The following is a 21906-nucleotide window of genomic DNA, read 5'->3' on the forward strand; positions in this document are numbered from 1 at the left end:
GACATTTTCGGCAAGCGCAAGGTCAGTCCCTGGCGGCGTTCGTGGCGATGGCATCGACTATCAGGTCCCACACGGCGGCTGGCAGATCATGGCCCATGCCTGGGATGACCAGCAACTTGGCACCCGGCACTGCGTCGGCGGTCGCCTGGCCGCCGCTGACGGAGACCAAGCGATCCGCTTCACCGTGGATGACAACGGTTGGCTGGTGCACGTCCCGCAGGGCGTCGGTGCGATCCGGGGAGGCGACGATGGCTGCGAACTGGCGTAGTACCCCGGCCGGGTGGTGAGCGCGCTCGAACTTGGCAGTGGCTTGGCTGATCCGCTCCTCGTCGCTGGTCTCGAACCCGGGGGAGCCGATCATGCGGTACAGGGCGACGTCCGCGGCGATCGAGGCTGCGCGATCTGTTCCTGGCACGGGAAGCAAGGCGCTTACGTCGTCGAGGATGGTCTGTCCGACCGCAGGGTCGCCGGTGGTCGACATGATCGAGGCGAGGCTGGCGACGACATCAGGGCTGTCGATGGCGAGCTGCTGAGCGATCATGCCGCCCATCGAGGCACCGACCAGGTGAGCACGCTGTACGCCGAGTGCCTCGATCAGGCCGCGGGTGTCGGCGGCCATATCGGACAGACGGTAGTGGACGCTGGATGTATCACCTCCGAACAGCGCGGGCATGTCGGGCTCGCCGAGTTCGTCGAGCCAGGTCGACAGGCCGACGTCCCGGTTGTCGAACCGGATCACATGGAATCCGCGGGCAGCAAGGGCCTCACAGAATTTGTGAGGCCATTGGGTTAGTTGCTCTCCCAATCCCATGATCAGCAGCAAGGCCGGATCGTCGGGATCGCCGCACGTCTCGTAGTGGAGGTCGAGTCCGTTGGAACGCACGGTCGGCATTTTTTCTCCTTTGCGAGTTCGGCTTGTGGTACAGAGGGCGCAGGGGCAACTCGGTTTGCATCTTCGACCAGAATGATTTCATCATCGCGTTGTCGTAACCATCGCCAACCCGAGCGCGGGCATCAGCCCGCAAGCCGCCCCTGCGTATAATCGGCAACGATCGTGCGTTTGCGGCGAATTTCGCTGCCTTGGGTCGCCGCGCCGGCAGCTCTGCCTTCCACTGCACGGCCGAGGCCCGGTACTCCCACCCGCCCCCGCGGGTCGCTGCGGTGCGCCGTAACTCTCGGGGGATCGTCGAGGGGCACGGTCCAGACGGCAGGCGATCTGCCGTACCCCTGAACCTCCTGCTCCATGCCTACTCGCGCATCCTGAACTGATGAGAGCCGTCTCGGTCCTCCGCGTCGGTTCGCTGCGCGGAGATCCCCACCACGCTACGGACCATGGCCCGGGCGCTTCCCAGGTAACCGGCGGGGTGGCAGAGCGCGTCGATCCGGTCGGCGCCGAGGATTGCCGTGGCATCCGGGTCCTTTCGCAGTTCGACGGCCAGCTCGGTGCCGGTATCTCGTGCTCGACCGCAGGCAGCGTAGACGAGTTTGTGGGCGTGCTGGCGGCCGATTTCGGGTGCGAGTGCCATCATCACGGCTTCCGCGGCGATGAGTCCGCCGGTCAACCCCAGGTTGGCTCGCATTCGTTCCGCATCGACATGCAGTCCGGCCATCGCCTGCTCAGCCTGAGAAAGCGATGAGGCGAGCAGGAGGAATGCTTCGGAGATCACGGCCCATTCGACGTGCCAGGGCCCGGTGGCGCGCTCGAAGTCCTGCATCATCGCGTCGAGCATGGCGGATGACTTGTCACGAAGCAGCTTCGCCGCTGCCACCATGAGCTCGCTGGAGATGGGGTTGCGTTTCTGGGGCATGGTGGAACTCGCCCCGCGACCCCGCACGAATGGTTCGGCAAGTTCGCCGAACTCCGTTGAGCACATCAATGCGACGTCGGTGCCGATCTTGCCGACCGAAGCACCGATCGCCGCGAGCAGGCCGACAATCTCAGCGAGGCCGTCCCGCGCGACGTGCCACGTGATGTCGGGGTCGCGAAGGCCGAGTTCCGCGGCCAGTTCGGCCCGTACCCGAAGGCCGGCCGGGCCCGGGCCGAGCGAAGCCAGGGTTCCTGCCGCTCCTCCGAACTGCACCATCAGGTCCCGCTCCCGCACGGCGGTCAGCCGATCGGCATGGCGGTCCAGTGCGGACAGCCAGACGGCCGCCCGGTAGCCGAAGGTGACGGGCAGGGCGTGCTGGAGATGAGTCCGGCCGGCGGTGACCGTGTCGATGTGCTCCACGGCCAGATGACGCACGTGCGCGCGCAGGCGATCGAGCGCATCCGAGACCAGGGTCAAGCCCTCGGCGCACTGGAGCACCGTCGCCGTGTCCATGATGTCCTGGGTGGTGGCTCCCCAATGCACATATCCGCCGGCGTCACCACATTGCTCGGAGAGCTGCTCGACGATGGGAAGGATCGGGTATCCGACCGTCTCCGTGTCGCGGCGAAGCCGATCACGGTCGAGTCGCGCCGGGTCGCACGATTCCGCGATCACGTCCGCACTGTGGCGCGGTATGACGCCGACTCGTGCCTCCGCCTGCGCCAAGGCGACTTCGACGCGGACAACCTGGTCCACGTAGGCGCGGTCGCAGAAGACAGCCCGCATCTCGGCTGTCCCGAACAGGTCCCGGAACAAGAACGAGTCGAATACGGTGCTGCCGCTCATCGCCCGCCCTCCGGCCCACCGACGCCTGATGGGATCGGCGTCGCCGCGGCGAGGGCACCGTTGTCCCCGGACCGGGGAGTACCCATGTGGATGGCCACGTACTTCTGCTCCAGGTATTCGTCGATCCCGGTGTTACCGCCTTCCCTGCCGATGCCGGACTGCTTCATGCCACCGAAGGGAGCGCTCGGGTCGGACACGTAGCCGCGGTTGAGACCCACCATGCCCGTTTCGAGCTGTTCGCTCATCCGGAGCGCCTGACCCAGATCCTCGGTGTAGAGGTAGCTCACGAGACCGAACTCGGTGTTGTTGGCGTCGTGAAGGGCTTCGGCTTCGGTGCTGAAGGTCTGGATGGCGGCGACCGGGCCGAAGATCTCCTCGCGGGTGATGCGAGTGCCGGCGGGGACGTCGGTGAGTACGGTGGGCGGGTAGAAGTAGCCCGGCCCTTCGGGAACCTGAGCGCCGGTGCGCACTCGGGCGCCCGCGTCGACTGTTTCGTCGACCAGGTCCGCGACCCTGCGCCGCTGGCGCGCGTCGATCATCGGCCCGAGGTCGGAGGCAGGGTCCGTGCCGGGTCCGACAGTGACGGTGCTCATGCGCGCGACGAGCTTCTCACTGAACTCGTCCACGACATCGGCGTGTACATGGAAGCGATTGGCGGCGATACAGGCCTCACCGACGTTCCGGAGCTTGGCGGTCATCGCACCCTCGACCGCGGCGTCGAGGTCGGCGTCGCGGCAGACGATGAACGGAGCATTGCCCCCCAGCTCCATCGAAGTCCGCAGGACGGTGTCGGCTGCCTGGGACAGCAACCTGCGGCCGACGGGCGTGGAGCCGGTGAACGACAACTTGCGCAGCCGGCCGTCCAGGAGGAGGGACTCGGTGATCGCGGCGGCTCGTGTGGTGGGAACGATGTTGAGCACACCACCGGGAAGGCCGGCTTCGGTCAGAAGCGCCGCCAACGCAGCCGTCGTCAGGGGTGTCTGCGGCGCGGGTTTGACAACCATGGTGCAGCCGGCAGCCACGGCCGGGCCGATCTTGCGGGCCGGCATGGCCAGCGGCGCGTTCCAAGGCGTGATCAGCAGGCAGGGCCCGACCGGCTGACGGGTGACCAGTACTCGGGCGGTGCCGTCCTCGCTGACCTTCCAGCTCCCGTCGATCCGAACGGCTTCCTCACCGAACCAGCGCAAGTAGTTCGCGCCGTACTCGACCTCCGCCCGGGACTCGGCCAGTGACTTGCCCATCTCCAGGGTGATCAGCAACGCGAACTCGTCGATGCGCTCGACCAACAGATCGTGAGCACGCCGAAGAATCTCGCCCCGCCGGCGCGGGGGTACCGCAGCCCACTTCGCCTGTGCGGCACTTGCAGCGTCGAGGGCGGCCAGCGCGTCCGTCGGGGTCGCGTCCGACACCTCGCACAGCGTCCGTCCGGTAGCCGGATCCTCCACCGAGAAGCTGCCCCCGCCGGAAGCCGATCGCCATACACCGCCGATGAACAAGCCCTTCTCGACACGTCCGACGGCATCGGCTTGAGACAGAGAGGTGACCACGGATTCCTCGCTTCTTCCTGAGCGATCATGACGGGGGGAGCATCAGCCGACGGATGCGGTTGGTGCCGCCGTTCCCGGACCTGGGGCGGGCGGCAGAAACCGGCGGCAGCCGGGAAATACCGAGTGGCGGGCAGGCTGTCGGCCTCCCGGCCGGCGAGCCGGTGAGCACTGCTACTTGAGCGCGCCGATCATGGCCTCGGCCATGGGGGCGCTGGAGGCCGGGTTCTGGCCGGTGAAGAGGTTCCGGTCCTGCACGTTGTACGCCTGGTACGCCGGTCCTCCTGAGTGCTTCGCACCCTTGCGGCGCAGCGTGCCGGCCAGCAGCCATGGAGCGCCTTCCGCAGTGCCGAAACTCTGCTCCTCCTCGTCGGTGAAGGCCGTCATCTCCCGACCTGCGAACAGCCACTCGCCGTTCTCGTCCACGGCGGACAGAAGCCCGGCCGGGCCGTGGCAAACGGCCCCGATGATCTTCCCGGCCGCGTCCGCCTCGGTGAGCAGGCGGCCGAGGTCACGGTCCTTGTAGAGGTCGACCACAGGACCATGCCCGCCGGGGATGACCACGGCGACGTAGTCGTTGATGTCGATTTCGTCCAGCTTGAGCAGCGGACCGAACTCGCTCAAGGCCCGCGCAGCGTGCTCCACGTAGTAGGCACAGTCCGGCCCGGCGATCTCCGGGTCGGCACTGTGGGCGTCGAGCGGCTGCAGAACGCCGCCCGGGGAAGCGAAGTCGACGGTGAAGCCGGCCTGCACGAACTTCTCGTGGGGCGCGGCGAGCTCTTCGGCCCAGTACCCGGTCGGGTATTCCGAGCCGTCGTTGCGTTCCCAGATGTCGGCAGCGGACATGACGATCAGAATCTTGCGCACGATTCGTTCCTCTCTATGGCCAACGACGAATGCTCAGGCATCAGCGAAGTCGGTGGCGGCGGCGGTCTGCTGGGTGGCTTCCAGGTTCGCGAGCAGGGCATCGACCTTCGCGGTGGCGTAGGCGTGGGCGTCCGAGCCGAGCAGCTGGCGCAGCGGGCCCTCGCCGCTGACAACCCGGCGGATGATCGCCTCCGCGCCCTTGACCGGGTTGCCCAACTGGCTGCCCTGGAGCTCCAGGTGGTTTTCGGTCATCTCGCGCAGACCCGGGTACGCATCCGTCGTCGAGGCGGGCAACGCGAGCGAGTCGGTGGTGAGGAAATCGGTGCGGAAGTAGCCGGGCTCGACGATGGTGACCTTGACGCCGAAGTCGGCCATCTCCTGGGCCAGCGCTTCGGTGAGACCCTCGAGCGCGAACTTGCCCGCGCAGTAGAGGCCCCAGCCCGGAACCGCGGTCAGCCCGAGAATCGACGACACGTTGACCACATGACCGCTCTTCTGCTCGCGAAGCACCGGCAGCGTGGCACGCAATACGTTCCACACCCCGATGACCTGGACGTCGAGCATGTCGCGAACCTCGCGGGCACTCGTCTCCTCCACGGCAGCCAGGTAGCCGTAGCCGGCATTGTTGACGACCACGTCGATGCTGCCGAATCGCTCCGTGGCCTGGCGGACAGCCTGCCGGACCTGCTCGTCATCACGCAGATCGACAGTCAGCGGCGCCAGCCGCGAAGTGTCGACGCGGTCACCCAGGGCTGCAAGCAGCCGCTCCGCGGAACGGGTCGTCGCGGCGACCTGGTCGCCACGCCGGAGCAACTGCGTGACCAGCTCCAGGCCCAGACCGCGGGAAGTACCGGTCACGAACCACGTCGCGGGTCGATCCGTCGGGAAACTCATGGGGGTCCTTTCCTCACGATTTCGGTGATGCGCCTCCGGGCTGCTCCCGTGGTGGCGTGCTTCAAGCGTGATCCACCGCAAACCCCGGTGAGGGCCTATCTCGCGCCCTGTGGAGGCGCGGTCCCCGGAACCTAGGACTCGCCGGTCCACCCAGGACCGCGTCGGCCTCAGGGATACTCCAACCGTGAACAAAACCAACCAAGAACTCGCCGATTTCCTACGGCGCACCCGCAACCAGATCGACCCCGCCCGTGCCGGCCTGCCCCCCGACGGACGCGTCCGCCGCGTACCCGGCCTCCGCCGCGAAGAAGTCGCCCGCCTCGCAGGCGTATCCACCGACTACTACGCCCGACTCGAACAAGGCCGCCGCATCACTCCCTCCGCCGCCGTCGTCGAAGCCATCGGCCGGGCCCTCGGCCTCGACGCCGCCGGACGCGCCCACCTCAACGACCTCATCGGCCTGACCTCGGCACCCACCACCCGCCGAACCCACGACGTCCAACGCGTCCGCCCCGGCCTCTACCAGCTTCTCGACTCCCTCGACGGCGAACCCGCCCTCATCCTCGGCCGCCGCACCGACATCCTCGCCGCCAACCGCATGGCCAAGGCCCTCTTCACCGACTTCGACCAGCTCCCCGCCGCCCACCGCAACTACGCCCGCTGGATGTTCCTCGACAGCGACGCCCGAGCCCTCTTCCTCGACTGGCCCGACCAAGCCCGCGCCGCCGTCGAAAGCCTCCGGTTCGACGTCGGCCGCAACCCCGACGACCGCGCCACCACCGACCTCGTCACCGAACTACGCGAACACAGCCGCGAATTCGACCAATGGTGGGAACAACACCGTGTCCACCAGCGCACCCACGGCTCCAAACGCCTCCGGCACAACCTCGTCGGAGACCTCACCGTCGAATACGAAACCCTCACCCTCCCCGGCGACCCTGATACCACCCTGTTCATCTACACCACCGAACCGGAATCACCTTCACGACGAGCCATCGACATCCTCGCCAGCTGGACCGCAACCACCCCCACCCTCGAACCGAACCCCGGCACCACCGAGCAGTAACGCCCATACGAGTTCTGCCGGCAACAGCAGCACCGCGAGGCGACACCGACCTGCGCCAAGCCGCCGCATCGGCCCGTTCGCCCTTCGCAGACCAGCTCCTGATCATGTGCAGCGCCCTGTAACTGCCCCGCCGACACATGGGTGTTCTTCACCCACATGGCCAACGACCATGCACCCAAGTCTGGGCACCCGCGATCGCGGGCACTACGGATGCGTTGGCGACCAGGCCTGCACGCTCAACTGCCGGCGCAGGCCCGCGATCAGGCGCGCTCGACGAGCGGCAGCGGACAACGCGGGAGATCCACGACACCAGCAGGTGCGTCTTGACCGTCGTCTCGCTGATGAAGAGTCCCTTCGCCGCCTCGCGGTTCTCGTGCTCCGGGCGATCAGCTCGAACACCTCCAGGTCGCGCTGTGACAGCGGTGCCGGGGTTGATTCGCGCACCGCAGGCGGCGCCGTGGGTGACGTCGGTGCTGATGTCGACGTGATCACCTGCTGGAGCGGGAGCAGTGGTCCTTGCAGCAGAAGCGTGCGCGCCGGCACGCCAGAGGCGTTCCACGCCGGGTCGGCCACGTCGGCGTACACGTCGCGGTTATGTGCGGAAGCCGGAAAGGCTCGCCGCGTCGTCGGCCTCACCAGCCCATACCGTCTGGAAGACCTCCTTCGTCACCGTGTTGCGCTGAGGTATCGCGTGGCTTCCGGCGATATCGCGTTCACCTGGCCGCCGTAGCCGACGAGCAGCAAGCCGGACTCCGCATCGCCGGTGGAGTTCGCCAGGTTGCGGTGGACCGCGGCGAGATGCCTGTCGGTCAGTGAGCTGCGCAGGTACCGGCTTTGAGCTTGTGCGGGCGGGGGCCCGTCGCCCGGGTCACCCGTGCCCGGCCAGATCGCCTTGTGCCGCCACGCATCGTCCGCCGCAAGTCGACGATCGGCTGGACGCCAGTGTCGGAGGTCTCTGCCGAAGCAGTGGCCGCCGCTGCGCACCGCGACCCGGCGCCCGGCCCGCACCGCTTCGGCCACCGTACACACCACCTGATCGGTCGAGCCGACCACGCGGATCTCGTCCGGCCCTCCCACGTGCCGGAAGTCGTTGCCACGCAACAGGCCGTCGTACTGCGGATCGCCCGGCGGATCTTCACCGGCCCGAACGCCGCGGCCGGTGCGGTACACGACGAAGCCCGCCTCGGCCCCTTGCCATGGGTTCGGTCGGCTTTGTTCCGGACGTGCCCTGAAGGTGTGGGCTCAGACGGACCTGGCGTGCTCGATGAAAAGGTCGGCGAAGGTGTCCGGCTGGTCGATCGGGGTGATGTGACCGCAGTCTTCAAGCAGGTGCTGGTCGAGGCAGTCGGTGATCGGCTCGAGCTGGTGGGCGGTGGCCGTGCCGATCACGCCACCGCCTATGGCGAGGGCCGGCACCGTCAGCCGCCGGTCCTGCGCCCAGTTTCCGATCCATTCCGCGGTGGCCGGCATCGCGCGGTAGTGGTCGAAGGCGTTGCCGAGACGTGTTCTGCCTCGATAGGCCTCGACGATCACCCGTGTGAGGTCTGCAGGCACACCTCGGCGACTGCCGACGGAGAGGAAGAAGCGGACGTAGCGCTCCGCCGAGTTCTGCAGCACGTCCTCGGCCAGACCACCGGGCGCCTGGTGGAAGCCGAACCACCACGGCGGCCCCTGCCGCAGGAAGGCCTCGGCACCGGGCAGAAGCCCGATCAGCCCTTCGGACAAGGTCAGGCTGGTCACGCGCTCGGGCGATGACGCTGCCAGGGCGAATGCCGGCGTGACACCTAGATCGGTGCCGACGACGTGTGCCTCGCGGTCACCGAGGACATCCAACATTCGGAGCAGGTCCGTGGCGATCGCGGGTGCCTGATAGCCGCGGACGGCGGGTGTGCTGTCACCCAGCCCGTGCAGGTCCGGCGCGATGGCCCGAAGACCTGCCGCGGCCAGCCGGGGTGCGACATCGCGCCAGATCGCGCGGGTGTGCGGGAAGCCGTGCAGCAGCAGCGCAGCCGGCCCCTGCCCGAGCGTTTCCACGACGAGTTCGACCCCGTCGATCGGTACCCGGTGCACGGTCGCGCCGGGGAGGTGAGGAGACGGAATCGTAGGGCGCACAGGGGCTCTCCTTGGTTACGCTTGGGGACGTGGTAACCATAGGAAACCCCCGATGAACGGGGAAGAAGGCACTTTCCCGGCACCAGGTGACGTCGTGGTAACTGCCTCGCGGCAGGGGAACCTGTTCGATCCTCTGTGCCCGACGAGGCACCTGCTCGACCGGGTGGGCGCGCGATGGTCGACCTTGGCGGTGCTGTCGCTTGCCGCCGCTGAGGACGAGCTGCGGTTCACCGAGCTGAAGCGGGAGATGACCGGTGTGTCGCAGAAGATGCTGGCGCAGACACTCAAGGCACTGGAACGAGACGGGCTTGTCGGTCGTCGTGTCGAGGCGAGCAGGCCTCCACGGGTGTACTACCGGCTGACCGGCCTGGGCACGACGCTCGTCGCGCCGCTGCAGAGTCTGCGAGCGTGGGCTGAGCAGTACATGCCCGTGATTCAGCACAACTGCTCCATGTTCGACGCCGCCGACCGCTCGGACGGCCACGGCTGACCGCCGCAGGGGCGCTGCTCGACACGCGGATGCGAGCCGACCTCGACTTCACCGGCGGTCTCCATCGTGGCGGAGGCTGTGACGACGTGGACGGCGACATCGCTTCTCCCGCTCAGGCGTGGGCGGAGGAAGGCAAGGTGCTGCTGAATCTCTGTCGGGAAGTGTGTCCTGAACACGATGAGGAGCACCGCACCCAGCTCGACATCCGTGCACGGGTGGCCCGCCGCTCGACGAGGTCAGCCTGTCCGTTCGCGCGTCAGGACGCGGCCGGCCCGCAGCGCCGCCGATCCGGCGGCCTAAGAGCCGTCCTGCTGCGGCTGTGGCGGAGGCGCGGCCAGGGCGCTGTGGGCCGGTCGGGCAGCAGATCGACGGGACGGCGCGTGTCCATGTCCACCAGGATCGTGGCGTAGTTGTGTCCCATGCGCAGGTCCCCGCAGGACGTCGAAACTCCCATCGGCCTGCTGCGTCGGCTGTTGCGCGGCTTCGAGTCGGGCGCCGGCCTGGAGACCAGGTTCCAGCGCCGTCCCGTGATCCGTCCGGGGCGGGGCCGGTCCCGGACGTCAGCCGGCGGTGAGGGCCCGGCGACGGCGGATGAGGCGTCGTATCCCGGTCGGCAGCAGGCCGACGCCGGCCGACAGAGCGATGGCCGCCACCGCCAGCCAGGTCGGGCGCCATGGCCACGCCGGGCCGGAGAGTGTCAGATGACCCGAGGGGTACTCGGAGAACTTCGCCGTAGCGCGGGCGGTGGCCCGGTCCGCGTGGGAGGCGAGGTCGCGCAGCACCGGATCGAAGCCGAACTCGCCCTGGGCCCGCCCGCCGCCGGGCAACTCGACGCGGAGCCCGTTACGGATCGCCCATCGGGCCAGTGGCCGGTCGACCCCGTTGGTGTCGGCGACCCCGGGGACCACGAACCGGTCCACGCCGCGCGCGCCGTCGGTACCGGCCACCGCGTCGGCGACCAGCACCATTCCGTGCCGGGTGGTGACGGTGCTACCCGCCGCGACCGTTACTGTGGCGGACGCGAACGACACACCCGAGTACACCTCGAAGGCCGCGGCGGCGTCGATCTCGCCCACCCCGTCGACCAGCCCGATCCCTACCGTCGGCTGCAGCCACGGGAACGCGGCGTTGAGCGCGTACGGCAGGTCGGCCACGGCGAGCTGGTTCGCCGGGATCGCGGTCGGGCCGTCCAGCGTCCAGCCCGGGTATGCCAGCAACCCGCCGATCCGCCCGGCCTCGGCTCTGTCCGCCAGTCGTTCGACCAGGCGCAGCGCGCCGACCGTACCGGAGGTGATGCCGGCGGTCGTGGTCACCTGGCCGTCCTCGACGTAGCGTTCGCCGCGCTTCCAGTGCACAGCGGGGTAATCGCGTTGCAGGGAGCCGATGTTGGACCAGAACGAGGTGGCGTCGCGGCCGTCCAGAAGCCCGGTGGCGGCGAGCAGTTCCGAACCCGCGCAGACACCGAGGATCCGGCTTCCCCGGTCGGCCCGCTGAGTGATCCACTTCCGTAGTGGTGCCTCTTTCGCGCTGTCGGGGCCGACCACCGCCGGGACGATCACCACGTCCGGCTCGGGGAGGGCTGCCGTGCCGACCTCGTCCAGGGTGTGATCGGGCAGCAGGTGCAGCCCGCCGGAGAGCGGCGAGGGCTTGCGCTCGGCCGCGACGGTGTAGACGAAGAACCGGTCCGAGGTGGCGAAGACCTCGTACGGTGCCAGCACGTCGGCGGCGACCGAGCCCTCGTTGCTGACGACGACCGCGACCCCGATCCGCCCCTGCGGCACGGCCTTCGGTTTTGGCCAGCCGCCCGCCGGGTCCGCCCGGGAGGAGGCGGGGAAGCTGTCGCCCATGGCCGTGGCGACACCGGTAAAGGCGATGCCCGCGAAGGAGGCGAGCGAGAGCACGGTGCCGAGCAGCACCCAACCGGCCCTGCGTAGAGGACGCGACATGTGAGGACTCCGGATTCCGGGCGTGGCGAAGCCGAGCCGCCGCGCCGAAAGTTGCCAAGGGGGAGGAGAGGGGGTCAGCCGGTCGGGGCCAGCGCGGCGCGCGCCCCGGACGGGGGCCTGCCGTACCGGTCCGCGAACAGCCGCCGCAGGTGGCGGGCGTCGCGGAAGCCGCAGCGGGCGGCCACGGCTTCGACCGTGAGACCGGTCCCGGCCAGCAGCTCCGCGGCCCGCTCCAGCCGCAGCTGTCGCTGGTACTGCAGCGGGGTGATGCCGGTCGCCGCGGTGAACGCCTTGCTCAGTCCCCGGGGCGAGAGGTTCACGAGGGCCGCCAGTTCGGTGAGAGTGAGCTGGGTGTCGAGGTGCTGGGCGAGGTGGTCCTGCACCTGGTGGACCGTCGGCCGCAGGTGTGAGCGGTACTGGAGGAACGGGCTGATCTGCGGGCCTGTGCCGTCCCGGCGCATGTACACCACCAGCTCACGGGCGACGGACGCGGCCAGCCCCGGGCCGTGGTCCCGCTCCACCAGCGACAGGGCGAGGTCGATGCCTGACGAGATGCCAGCGCTGGTGCTCACCCGGCCGTCGTGGACGTAGAGCGCGGCGTCCCGGACCCGTGCCGTCGGGTAGCGGTGCCGCATCGCCTCCGTCAGCGACCAGTGGGTGGTGCACGCCCGCCCGTCCAGCAGCCCCGCCTCACCGAACGCCGCGGCCCCGCTGCACACCGACACCATCCTGGCCCCTGCGTCGTACGCCGTACGCAGCCACCGCACGGCCGCTTCCGGCACCAGTTCCCCTCCCTCCGCCGCGCTCCGCCCGGCCTCCGGCCGCCGCAGCCGGGGACCCGGAACCAGTACCAGATCTCCCGGCCCCACCACCGCCCCGCCCAGCGGGCCGAGTCCTGCCAGTCGCAGCCCTTGGGCCGACACCGCCTCCGGTGCGTCCGCCACGTACTCCAGCCGGTAACCGGCGCCCAGGTGGGCGGCCGCGTCGAAGACCTGCACCGGCCCCCCGAGGTCGAGCAGGTTCACCTCCGGCAGGACCAGCACCACGATCCGGCCGGTGCTCACCACGTCATGCTCGTTCACCCGCCCCACGATAGGAGGCGCGGACGCCCGGCATCAGGCCCACAAAGGATCGCTGCCGGACGGATCAGGTACTCGGTGCCACGAGGCGAGTCGCACGCGGTACGGGCGCCGGCCCGACCGCGTGTCTCGGCCGTCGGCGTTGACGCAGGCCGGGCAACATCGCCTGCCAGTTGCGCAAGCCATGCCACCCGCGCTGACATCCGCGTCCTGGCCGAATACCCGAACCGCCCGGTGTACCGAGCACCTCCTACCCACCCTGAGCTCTTCAGTCCGGTCTGTGGATCATGTGGCCGGGCCAGCTCGTGGGCGAGGTTTTCCAAATGCCGCGGCTGTCGGCCCCCACCACCGCGTCGGCCTTCACGGACTGTGAGTCGATCACCGCGGCCGTGGGCTCCGGATCCCGCCCGGCCCCCTCGCGTACCTTCCCCCCCGGCCGGTCATGGAGCTCACCGATCAGCCCGGTCCGGCGCCAGCGCCGCCAGAACGCATAGACCCGGTCCCAGGGCGGGAAGTCGACCGGCATGTTGCGCCACTTGATGCCGTTGTCGACGACGTAGAACACCGCATCCGACATCACGCGATGGCAGTAGCCCTCCGGCCTGCCGTCCCGGCCCTCCAACCACGCCGGCACCGGAAGCGGCGGCCGGATCTCCCGCCACTGGGCGTCCGTCAGGTCCGTGCTGTAGGCCCGGACCCGGCCGGGCTGGTCGGCCGCGTTCCCGAACCGGTGAACGAGGCAATCGCACGCCCCGTCGGACGAGTTGAACCAGGCAGCCCCGACCGCCTACAACGGTGACAACAGGGCTCCCGGCGTGATCGGTGTCTCAGCAACTCCGAACTGCACCAGAAGCCCTGTCTTCATGCGCCGCCACGGCAGAATCACTTTGGTGATGACGGTCGTGCGGTTGGGGCTGATCCGGGACCTGCGGAAGATCTGCCAGGGCTTCAGCCGTGCCATGCGGCGTTCGACTGGGGCTCTCGCCGCGGCCAGGGCCCGGTTGACGGTGCGCTGGGTGGGGGTGAGTTCACCACCGGGTGGCCGTTTGAGTCCGGCGGTGACCCAGGGGTCGGCGCCTTGGTAGGTGCGGTTGGCGAGGATCGGGATGCCCTGGCGTTCACAGATCGGATGCTGCGGTTGGTGCGGACTGGGCTGCGGTAGCGGCCTGGGCGCAGTAGCCGTCCGTCATGGGGCGGGAAACACCGCGTCTCCACCGTCCCCCCGCGCTTCGCGGGGACGGCGGGGATGGTCGGTTCGTCGGATCAGCCGCCGCAGCCGTAGCCGTAGTGGACCTCGATGCTGGTCACCGCGTTGTCCCAGAAGAACAGGAGTTCCTGCTTCTGCCCCGGCCCGATGATCCAGTTGCTGTCGCGGTAGTTGGCGTCGGTCCAGACGCACACATACTTGTCGGTGCGGTTCCAGACCGAGCTGGCCCGGTCGTTCCACGCCTGGCCGACGTTGGGGTTGTCCACCCCGTCGAGTTGGAGGACGTCCCCCGTGCCGTCGTGGCCGTCGAAGAGGCAGACCTTGCCCGCCTGGCAGGCGTTGTAGTCGGCCGCCGCGGTTCCCGAGGCCGCCAGGACGGCGGTGACGGCGATGGCCACTCCCGCCGCCGCGGTCTTCAGATTCAGTTTCATGAGCACCCTTCCCGTTGCCGCCTGTGAAAGCGCGGTCGTGGCCGCCCCGTCCATCTGTCGATCTCGGGGCCTTCCGCCGGTAAGAGCGTCCCCGCGCACAGATGGTTCGCAGGAGTGATGTGGCCCACAACTCCCGTCCGTGGCAGTGCCATTGAGGTCGTTGCCTGCACGCCTGAGCTTGACTCTGTCGGAGATCTTGAGATTCGCCGGTGCGAGGGCTTGATCAGCGGCATGCTCGGGAGGGTTCGAGGTTCAGTAGGTAGTGCGGTGCTCGATGTCTGCCCGCGCCCGTTCTGGTGAGCAGGTTCCGTCACTGACTGCCAAGGTCGCGCGGGCGAGCAAGCCGGGCGGCACGACGGCGATGTGGGTACGGGGCCGGCTCGACGGGTTATGGCGGGACGAGGACTTCCAGGTTTGGAGTCGCAGCGGGAACGGCTCGCGCCAGTCCTCCTCTCGCCGGTCCTGCCCAGTCGCTCGGCGGGCACGTTGACGTCGAAGAACCCGGGCCGCTTCTCCTCCAAGCGGGAGGAGAGCTTCACCGTCAACGCGTGGAACTCCCGCAGCGCGGCAGGGGAAAGCGGCTCCGGAAAGTCGGTCACCAGCATCGGACCAGACATGCCGGAACTTGTCCTGATCGGCGATCAACCTGGTCACCGGGGGTTTCCCAGGGGTTTCCCGTTGACCGTCGAAGAGGGCAACCGTGCTGCTGTGGACGTCTCGCGGTGCGCTGCCGGAAGGTTCGGGACGTGGGGAGCGTACGCCCACAACGAGACCTGAGAGAACCGGGGAACGAACGACATGCGAAGAAGCACGCCAGGTGACGGCGGCCGAAGACAGCACCGCCGCTTCCGCCCGTTGCGGCTGCTGCTGGCCACAGCCGTCTCGGTGGCCTGTCTGGGTCTGCCGACCACCACCGCCACGGCCGCTCCGGCGACCACCACGCCCGCGAAGACCGCTGCGGCTCCGGCGGCCATCACGCCCGCGAAGACCGCCGCGCCGGCCGCCACCGCCGACACCTGCGCCCCGCTGAAGGCCGGCGCGAGCATCGCAGCCGTGGACGCCGTGGAGACCGCCTGCCGCTACATCGGCAAGATCTACGCGTGGGGCGGCGGCCACGCGGAGGGCCTCCCGGGCCCCAGCCAAGGCATAGCCTCCCTGGACCCGATGGCCCAGCACGACACCAAGTACTGGAGCTTCGACTGCATCGGCCTGGTCCGCTGGGCCTGGTACAAGGCGACCCGCCAGGACCTCATCAGCGAGCGGACGACCCAGTCGACCTGGCAGAACCCGGGCTACGCGCACACCCGGTTCACCAAGGAGCAGGGCGAGGCCCCCCTGTTGCCCGGTGACATCCTCTACTTCGGCGCCAATCTCACCCACGTGGCGCTCTACCTCGGCGACGGCAAGTACATCGAGGCACCCGAGTCCGGCTACCCGATCCGGGTCGGCAGCGACAAGTGGGACCGCTACCGGGGTGCGCTGCGGCCGCTCGCCGACGGTGTGTTCCCGGTCTGGGAGTACGACGGGCACGGCAAGGAACTGAAGACCTGGGGGCAGCCGAACCTGCGCGCCGACTCCCACACCGGCAGCGCGATCAACTGGCAGATCCGCAACGGCATCTCGGTCGCCGTGCGGGGCCTGTGCCAGCGGGTCGGCGAGCGGGCCACGTACAACGGCATGGTCAACAACGTCTGGACGTATCTGCCGGACTATCGCAGCTGGGTCAGCAACCTGTTCCTGCAAGGGCCGGCGATCATGTCCGGAGTGCCGTCCTGCGGGGAGTTCTCCCGTATCGGCGGCACCTTGGACGGTGCCGACTCCAACACCTCGTGCGGTAACGGCACCGAACCGAACTCCTCGGGTGCGTGGACGGCCAAGTCGACGACCGTGTGGGGTCGTACCGTCGAGCTGCGCTACAACAGCACCACCGCGTGTGCCTGGGGCCGCATCATCGGCGGCACGATCGGCGACGAGATCTGGGTCGACCGCAGCGGCGACGGCGGAGAAACCTGGGACCCCATGCTCGGTTACGCGAGGATCACGTCCGGCACCGACGCCTACACCACCCAGTGGAACGACAACGGGCTGGTGATGCGTGCCTGCGGCACCAACGGCCCCGGCGGCTCGATCGCATGCACGGCCTGGTTCTGACGCGCGTGCCGTACGCCGCGAACTCCGGGGCTCCGTAGGCCGTCCGTCGGCGAGGGGAGGGGGTACGAGGCCGATCTGGCGGCCGAGGAAGCGTACGCCGTCCACCCGTGCCAGCGGGGTATGTCCCTCGCGCACCGTGTCCGCCGAGGCCGTCGGCGGACGCAGGGTGGCCCCGATGTTCGCGCGTCTGACCGCCGCGTACGCCAGGGTGCGGCCCCCTGGCGTCGACCTCCCACTCGCTGCGGATCTCACCGCACAGCGACTCGTGGCTGCCCGAGACCTGTGTGATCTCCCCGTGGGGCCGAGGTGGGGCCGGAGGAGAAAGCATCGGAAGCCGGGGCTGGCCGGGGCGGGGGCGATACCGGCCATGTAGGCGCGTACACCCACTCCATGATCGCGAGGTAGGCGTGCTCGCTGGCACCTGGCTGGGCGTTCTGGTGAGGGGGAGTCGCGACGGACGGGCTGCTCGCGCTCAGAGACAGGGCGCGAGGCTCACGATTTGAGGCTCGTTCATGTTAGATCCGTCCGTGGGAGACCAGCCGTCTGGGGGCGGGCTCACCTGCGGGCCAATCTGCAATGACCAGTGCCAGCCCTGCCCGGCTCGCCCTCAGTGCACCACCTCCCGCGAAAGCCACCGCACCGTGGGTTTTCCTCCACGAGAGCTCCGCGACCTGCAACTCCGCGTCCGCATCGAGCAGCAGACGTCCGAGTGGAAGACCCGCTACGCGATCCGCTCCGGAGTGGAGAGCACGGTCAACGCGTTCGCCCACGGACACGGCATACGGCGCTGCCGCTACCAGCGGTCAGAGAAAGGTCCGCGTTCAGCATGTGTTGACGGCCATCGCCGTCAACATCGAGCGCCTCAGCGGGCTGCCACCGGCTGAGGAAGCCCACACCCCCCGCCGGCCGACTGCCTTCCAGAACAACCTCGACCAGCGCGAGATCCCTCGCCCGAAGTCCTGGCGAACCGTGGGCACTTGACTCCGCTGACACCAAGATCCCCGACAGAGTCAAGCTCAGCTTGCGGATGACGTAGCGGAATGTGCTGGCATGTAGCCCATGCACGCGACAGATTTTCCTGACAAGCCGCTGTCCATCGGCGAGGTCGCCGAGCTGACCTCCCTCACGCCCCGGGCCATCCGCTACTACCACGAGATCGGCCTGGTGCCCGAGCCTGACCGGAACGGCACGAGCAACCGGGCATACCGCATGGGGGAAATCACCCGACTGCTGTGGGTTCAGCGGATGACCGCGGCCGGGCTGAGCCTGGAGGCTGTCCGCGAGGCCGCTAACGCCAGCGATGACCAGCAGATTCAGACACTCCTGACCGAGCTGGACCGCGTCCTGGCGGCCAAGGAGGAGGCGTTGCGGCAGCAGCGGGCGATGACAGCGCGGCTCCGCGAGTTCGGCACCACCACGGGCCTGTTCACCCCCGAGGTGGCTGCCGCCTACAAGGCAGCCGGACTTGAGGTCCCCAGCAAGGACGAGCAGGAGTTCATGCTCCTGCTGGAGGCGACCCTCGGCACCAGCTTCGCGCTCGACATAGTGCGTGCTGAAGCCTTCCTGGAGAGCCGTCCGGGTCTAAAGGCGGAAGACTTGCGGCTGAATACGCTGTTCGAAGAGCTGGCTGACGTCCATGTCGATGACGTCCGCGTTGAGCGGTACGCCCAGGAGATGGCGGCGCACCGCGCGGCGGTGGAGGCCGCAGAGGAAGCAGCCGGAGTGCGCCCGCCGGAGCCGGACTTCAGCGACGCCGACAAGCGGGGGATCACGCTCGGGGCTCAGGCCATGCGCACGGCGACTGTCCAGCCATCACCTGCGCAGACCCGCGCTGTGGAGCGCTACGTGGAGCTGATGATGGCCGACTACTTCGATGAGAAGGGCCATACGGGCGCGGAGTAGGCCTCGCCGAAGTCCAGGTCGCCGCCGCTGCCGTAGGTCACGGAGGAGGAGTAGAGGCCGGCGAACACACCGGTGCGGGAGCCGCTCAGCGCGGTCGGGTCGAGACCGGTGCGCTCGATCGCCTCCCAGCAGGTCTCCAGGAGCAGCCGCTGATGGGTCATCCACCGCCAGCGCCTCGCGCGGGCTGATGCCGAAGAAGTCGGCGTCGAACTCGTCTGCCTCGTACAGGAAGCCGCCCTCGTGGGTGGCCGAGCCGGGCAGGTCGGGGTCGTCGTAGAGGCAGTCGGCGTCCCAGCCGCGGTCGGCGGAAAAGCCGACGATCGCGTCGGTGCCGTCCGCGACCAGCCGCCACAGCGCCTCGGGGCCGTCGATCCCGCCCGGGTAGCGGCAGCCCAGGCCGACGACGGCGATGGGTTCGTGCCTTCGTGCGGATAGTTTCCGCAGCTCCGTACGAGTGCTGCGCAGTTTGGCAGTCGCGGCTTTGAGATAGTCGCGAAGCTGCTGTTCCTCAGCCATTCCGCCCCGTTCTCGCGCAGCAAACTCTGCATCGACCGGACATAATTCCGCGCTCGTCGTCAGCCCTATGCTCAGGTGTGATGCGTGCTCGGCCCGTGAGACCGAGTTCGCGTAGGGCGTCGGCCGGGCGGTTTCGGTAGTGGTCGTGTGTGGCGGCGTTGTTCTTCCAGCCAGCGAGGTGGGCGAAGCTGGAGGAAGGCGTTCGGAGCTCGATCGACGTCCATGATCATCCTCACCTTCTGAACTCGCTTTTCCGCTCCCGCCCGGAAACGCACTGCGGATTTCTCCCGTGAATTAAGGGCCGGGTGCGATGGGAGGCAAATCCGGTCCCTATCTGAAGTCGGGCTCGTTTGCCGTCCGTTGGCCCTGTCGGTGTTCAACCCACCGCGCCACTCGCGAACTGAGGGCGTCGAGAACTCTTTCTTCGCTCTGGAGCATAACCATGCGTCACCCGCCTCATGGACTCAGTTGAACACCACGACCATCCTTTTTCCGCGACGGTCCAGGGGGCGCGTGGTCAAGATGCGCGCGCTCCGTGGGCGCGGTAGTCGCAGGCCATCCACCGATCGGACGATGCCACTTCGGGCCTGATGGACGATGTGGCGGCGGCGCCCGGTCCGTCAGGCTCGTTCCATGATCACGGCGAGCACACGACGGTCCGCGAGACCTCGTCGAAGACAGCGGGCCGCGCGTCATCACGGGACGCCGATCACCTCGTACTGGCATCGAGGCAACCATCCCGTAGACAACCGTTCGACCGGCTTCGCAGTGACTGCCGGTCGAGGTCGCCGATGCCTGGGTCAGCTCACCCAGGCTGTGGTGATCTTCCCACCCAGGAGGCCACTTCCGCATGTTCCGACGTATCGGGAACACCGTCGTCCGACATCCCGTCTGGACGATCTTGGCTTGGCTGATCGCGGCGTTCGCTATATCCGCCACCGCACCGAGCCTTCCCTCGACCAGCGATCAGAGTGACTTCCTGCCAAGGAGTTACGAGTCCATCGAGGCGGCGGATCTCCAGGACAAAGAGTTCCCCAGCACCTTCATCCCGTCCGCGACAGTGCTGTACCAACGCGCCGACGGGGGCAAGCTGACCGCCGCCGACCAGAAGGACGCCGCCCGCATCGCCTCAGAGCTGGGCAAGAGGGGCATCGACGAGGTGGAGCGGGTCGTATCCGGTGAGCCGTCCAAGGACGGCCGGTACACCATGGCCCTGGTCCAGATGGACGATGAGAACGCCGATCAGTCCGCTCAGGCCGAGGCGGCCCAGGTGCTGCGCGAGGACGCCAAGACTCTGGCGAAGGGCACCCGGCTTGACGTCAAGGTCGGCGGGCCCGCCGCGGAGGCCCTCGATCAACAGGAATCGGCCGAGCGTGGCGAGCAGTTGATCGGCATCGGCACCTTCGCGATCATTTTGGTGACCCTGCTGGTCATCTTCCGGGCGCCGATCCTGGCCGTCCTTCCCCTGGTGCTGATCGGCATGGTGGCCGTGGTTGCCAACGGACTGATCGCGTACGCAACGAAACTCTTCGACCTCCAGGCCAACAGCTCGGTCTCGTCCCTCCTGATCGTCGTGCTCTTCGGCGTGGGCACGGACTACTTCCTGTTCCTGATGTTCCGTTACCGAGAACGTCTGCGCGCCGGTGACGAGCCCAAGCAGGCGATGATCAACGCGGTCGACCGGGTCGGGGAGGCCATCGCCTCCGCCGCCGGCGCGGTCATCATCGCCTTCCTGGCGCTGGTGCTGTCCACACTGGGCTTCCTGCGGCAGATGGGTCCGGCTCTCGCCATCGCTGTCGCCGCCACGCTGCTCGCCGGCCTGACCCTGATCCCAGCCGTCGTCTCGCTCATCGGGCCGAAGATCTTCTGGCCCTCCCGATCGTGGAAGCAGGAACCGTCCGGCGCCCGGTTCGCCGCCCTGGGCCGCGGTGTGCAACGCCGCCCGGCCCTGTGGGCCGCCGCGTCCGGCTTCGTCCTGGTCGCGCTGTCGCTGGGCACCCTGAACTACAACGCCACCTTCGACCTCACCTCGGGCTCGATGCCCAAGAGCAAGGAGTCGATGGTCGTCCAGGACGAGATGCAGAAGGCGTACTCGGCCGGCGCGGCCGCCCCCACCGACGTCTACCTGACGAGCACCGACGGCAAACCGCTGGACCGCGCCGCGTTCGACGACTATACGAAGGAACTGCGTTCCGTGGACGGCGTGGCGAGCGCCCGCATGGCCCAGGTGAACAAGGAGGGCACCACCGCGGAATTCACCGTCACCCTCGACCACGCGGCATCGTCGGACGAGGCGATCGACACGGTGGGCAGGGTGCGGGACGTCTCGCACGCCAGCGCCCCGGACGGCACCGAGGCCCTCGTCGGCGGACTGTCCTCGATCTACAAGGACATCGACACCGCGGTCAACCGGGACTACCGGACAGTGTTCCCCGTCGCCGCCGCTCTGATCATGGTCATCCTCGCGCTGCTGCTGCGCAGCGTCGTCGCCCCCTGGTATCTGATGGTGTCGGTGGGCCTCGGCTTCGGCGCCACACTGGGCGCCACCGTGTGGCTCTTCCAGGAGATCCAGGGACGCTCGGGGTTGATGTTCATGCTCCCGGCGATCATGTATCTCTTCGTGGTCGCCATCGGCACCGACTACAACATCCTCATGATCGCCCGGCTCCGCGAGGAGGCCCGGGAGGGCCGTGATCCACGTGCGGCCGCCAGCATGGCGGTGCGGCACGCGGGGCCCACGGTGGCCACGGCCGGGTTCATCCTGGCGGCGACGTTCGCCACCATGATGCTGGCGGGCAACACACTGCTGACACAGATGGGCTTCGCCCTCTCCTTCGGCATCGCGATCACCTCGTTCGTCATGGCGCTGTTCTTCACGCCGAGCCTCACGGCGCTGATCGGCCACGCGGCATGGTGGCCGGGGCACGGGGACCGGGCGCAGGGCGCGGCGGCCCGCTCGGCCGCCGAAGGCGACGGTCACCCGTCCGCCCTCGGGACGGGCCGACAGGAGGCCTACGACCTGTCAGAGCGCCGCAGGTAGGGAAAGA

At 68.6% G+C, this 21906-nt stretch carries 18 protein-coding genes and 3 pseudogenes; 6 read left to right on the forward strand and 15 right to left on the reverse strand.

Annotated elements, in window-relative coordinates:
• Positions 1-22: 22 nt before the first annotated feature.
• From ACZ9QC_RS41900 to ACZ9QC_RS41925, 6 genes and pseudogenes are all read right to left on the reverse strand, one after another.
• Complete coding sequence (locus ACZ9QC_RS41900) at positions 23-892, reverse strand: alpha/beta fold hydrolase (RefSeq protein WP_472917920.1); 870 nt, start codon at positions 890-892, stop codon at positions 23-25.
• A 166-nt stretch (positions 893-1058) separates the two neighbouring features.
• Positions 1059-1228 (reverse strand): annotated as a pseudogene (locus tag ACZ9QC_RS41905) (helix-turn-helix domain-containing protein); the annotation flags it as partial.
• Positions 1229-1247: 19 nt separating this feature from the next.
• Complete coding sequence (locus ACZ9QC_RS41910) at positions 1248-2654, reverse strand: class-II fumarase/aspartase family protein (protein ID WP_472917921.1); 1407 nt, start codon at positions 2652-2654, stop codon at positions 1248-1250.
• Entirely contained in the window at positions 2651-4201 is a 1551-nt protein-coding gene (locus ACZ9QC_RS41915; RefSeq protein WP_472917922.1) for an NAD-dependent succinate-semialdehyde dehydrogenase, read from the reverse strand. The genes ACZ9QC_RS41910 and ACZ9QC_RS41915 overlap by 4 nt, the downstream gene beginning before the upstream one ends.
• A gap of 171 nt (positions 4202-4372) precedes the next feature.
• Entirely contained in the window at positions 4373-5065 is a 693-nt protein-coding gene (locus tag ACZ9QC_RS41920; protein WP_472917923.1) for a type 1 glutamine amidotransferase domain-containing protein, read from the reverse strand.
• 33 nt (positions 5066-5098) lie between these two features.
• Positions 5099-5959, reverse strand: a complete 861-nt coding sequence (locus ACZ9QC_RS41925) for an SDR family oxidoreductase (RefSeq protein WP_472917924.1) — start codon at positions 5957-5959, stop codon at positions 5099-5101.
• A 184-nt stretch (positions 5960-6143) separates the two neighbouring features.
• Between ACZ9QC_RS41925 and ACZ9QC_RS41930 the strand changes: the two genes are divergently transcribed.
• Entirely contained in the window at positions 6144-7025 is an 882-nt protein-coding gene (locus ACZ9QC_RS41930) for a helix-turn-helix transcriptional regulator (RefSeq protein WP_472917925.1), read from the forward strand.
• A gap of 666 nt (positions 7026-7691) precedes the next feature.
• Here the strand turns inward: ACZ9QC_RS41930 and ACZ9QC_RS41935 are convergent.
• Both ACZ9QC_RS41935 and ACZ9QC_RS41940 read right to left on the reverse strand, forming a co-directional pair.
• Complete coding sequence (locus tag ACZ9QC_RS41935; protein ID WP_472917926.1) at positions 7692-8195, reverse strand: hypothetical protein; 504 nt, start codon at positions 8193-8195, stop codon at positions 7692-7694.
• 72 nt (positions 8196-8267) lie between these two features.
• Positions 8268-9095, reverse strand: coding sequence for an alpha/beta fold hydrolase (locus tag ACZ9QC_RS41940; protein WP_472917927.1), 828 nt, complete (start codon positions 9093-9095; stop codon positions 8268-8270).
• Positions 9096-9189: 94 nt separating this feature from the next.
• Between ACZ9QC_RS41940 and ACZ9QC_RS41945 the strand changes: the two genes are divergently transcribed.
• Positions 9190-9627 carry a winged helix-turn-helix transcriptional regulator gene (locus ACZ9QC_RS41945; protein ID WP_472917928.1) on the forward strand — a complete coding sequence of 146 codons (438 nt, stop codon included), beginning with the start codon at positions 9190-9192 and terminating at the stop codon, positions 9625-9627.
• 256 nt (positions 9628-9883) lie between these two features.
• Here the strand turns inward: ACZ9QC_RS41945 and ACZ9QC_RS41950 are convergent, their stop codons facing one another.
• The 6 genes and pseudogenes from ACZ9QC_RS41950 to ACZ9QC_RS41975 all read right to left on the reverse strand — a co-directional run bounded on the left by ACZ9QC_RS41950 (position 9884) and on the right by ACZ9QC_RS41975 (position 14290).
• Positions 9884-10048: a hypothetical protein gene (locus tag ACZ9QC_RS41950; RefSeq protein ID WP_472917929.1), complete on the reverse strand. Its 165-nt coding sequence runs from the start codon at positions 10046-10048 to the stop codon at positions 9884-9886.
• 139 nt (positions 10049-10187) lie between these two features.
• On the reverse strand, positions 10188-11573 hold the full coding sequence (locus ACZ9QC_RS41955) for a DJ-1/PfpI family protein (protein ID WP_472917930.1): 1386 nt from the start codon (positions 11571-11573) through the stop codon (positions 10188-10190).
• A 74-nt stretch (positions 11574-11647) separates the two neighbouring features.
• Positions 11648-12655, reverse strand: coding sequence for a GlxA family transcriptional regulator (locus ACZ9QC_RS41960; protein WP_472917931.1), 1008 nt, complete (start codon positions 12653-12655; stop codon positions 11648-11650).
• A gap of 265 nt (positions 12656-12920) precedes the next feature.
• The gene (locus ACZ9QC_RS41965) at positions 12921-13286 is read right to left on the reverse strand and encodes a transposase (protein WP_472917932.1); all 366 of its coding nucleotides are present in this window, start codon (positions 13284-13286) and stop codon (positions 12921-12923) included.
• Between the two features lie 225 nt (positions 13287-13511).
• A pseudogene (locus tag ACZ9QC_RS41970) lies at positions 13512-13778 on the reverse strand (transposase family protein); the annotation flags it as partial.
• Positions 13779-13915: 137 nt separating this feature from the next.
• Positions 13916-14290, reverse strand: a complete 375-nt coding sequence (locus tag ACZ9QC_RS41975) for a peptidase inhibitor family I36 protein (RefSeq protein WP_472917933.1) — start codon at positions 14288-14290, stop codon at positions 13916-13918.
• 798 nt (positions 14291-15088) lie between these two features.
• Here ACZ9QC_RS41975 and ACZ9QC_RS41980 point away from each other — a divergent pair.
• From ACZ9QC_RS41980 to ACZ9QC_RS41990, 3 genes are all read left to right on the forward strand, one after another.
• The gene (locus ACZ9QC_RS41980) at positions 15089-16441 is read left to right on the forward strand and encodes an NlpC/P60 family protein (protein ID WP_472917934.1); all 1353 of its coding nucleotides are present in this window, start codon (positions 15089-15091) and stop codon (positions 16439-16441) included.
• A gap of 512 nt (positions 16442-16953) precedes the next feature.
• Positions 16954-17325 carry a transposase gene (locus ACZ9QC_RS41985; protein ID WP_472917935.1) on the forward strand — a complete coding sequence of 124 codons (372 nt, stop codon included), beginning with the start codon at positions 16954-16956 and terminating at the stop codon, positions 17323-17325.
• A 175-nt stretch (positions 17326-17500) separates the two neighbouring features.
• Complete coding sequence (locus ACZ9QC_RS41990; RefSeq protein WP_472917936.1) at positions 17501-18343, forward strand: helix-turn-helix domain-containing protein; 843 nt, start codon at positions 17501-17503, stop codon at positions 18341-18343.
• A gap of 20 nt (positions 18344-18363) precedes the next feature.
• Here the strand turns inward: ACZ9QC_RS41990 and ACZ9QC_RS41995 are convergent.
• Positions 18364-18859, reverse strand: a pseudogene (locus ACZ9QC_RS41995) (beta-ketoacyl synthase N-terminal-like domain-containing protein); the annotation flags it as partial.
• Positions 18860-19709: 850 nt separating this feature from the next.
• On the opposite strand from ACZ9QC_RS41995, the gene ACZ9QC_RS42000 reads away from it, so the two are divergent.
• Positions 19710-21899 (forward strand): MMPL family transporter, encoded by a 2190-nt coding sequence (locus ACZ9QC_RS42000; RefSeq protein WP_472917937.1) that lies wholly within the window; start codon positions 19710-19712, stop codon positions 21897-21899.
• Positions 21900-21906 lie beyond the last annotated feature (7 nt).

The sequence above is a fragment of the Streptomyces sp. HUAS MS02 genome, from assembly GCF_055702265.1.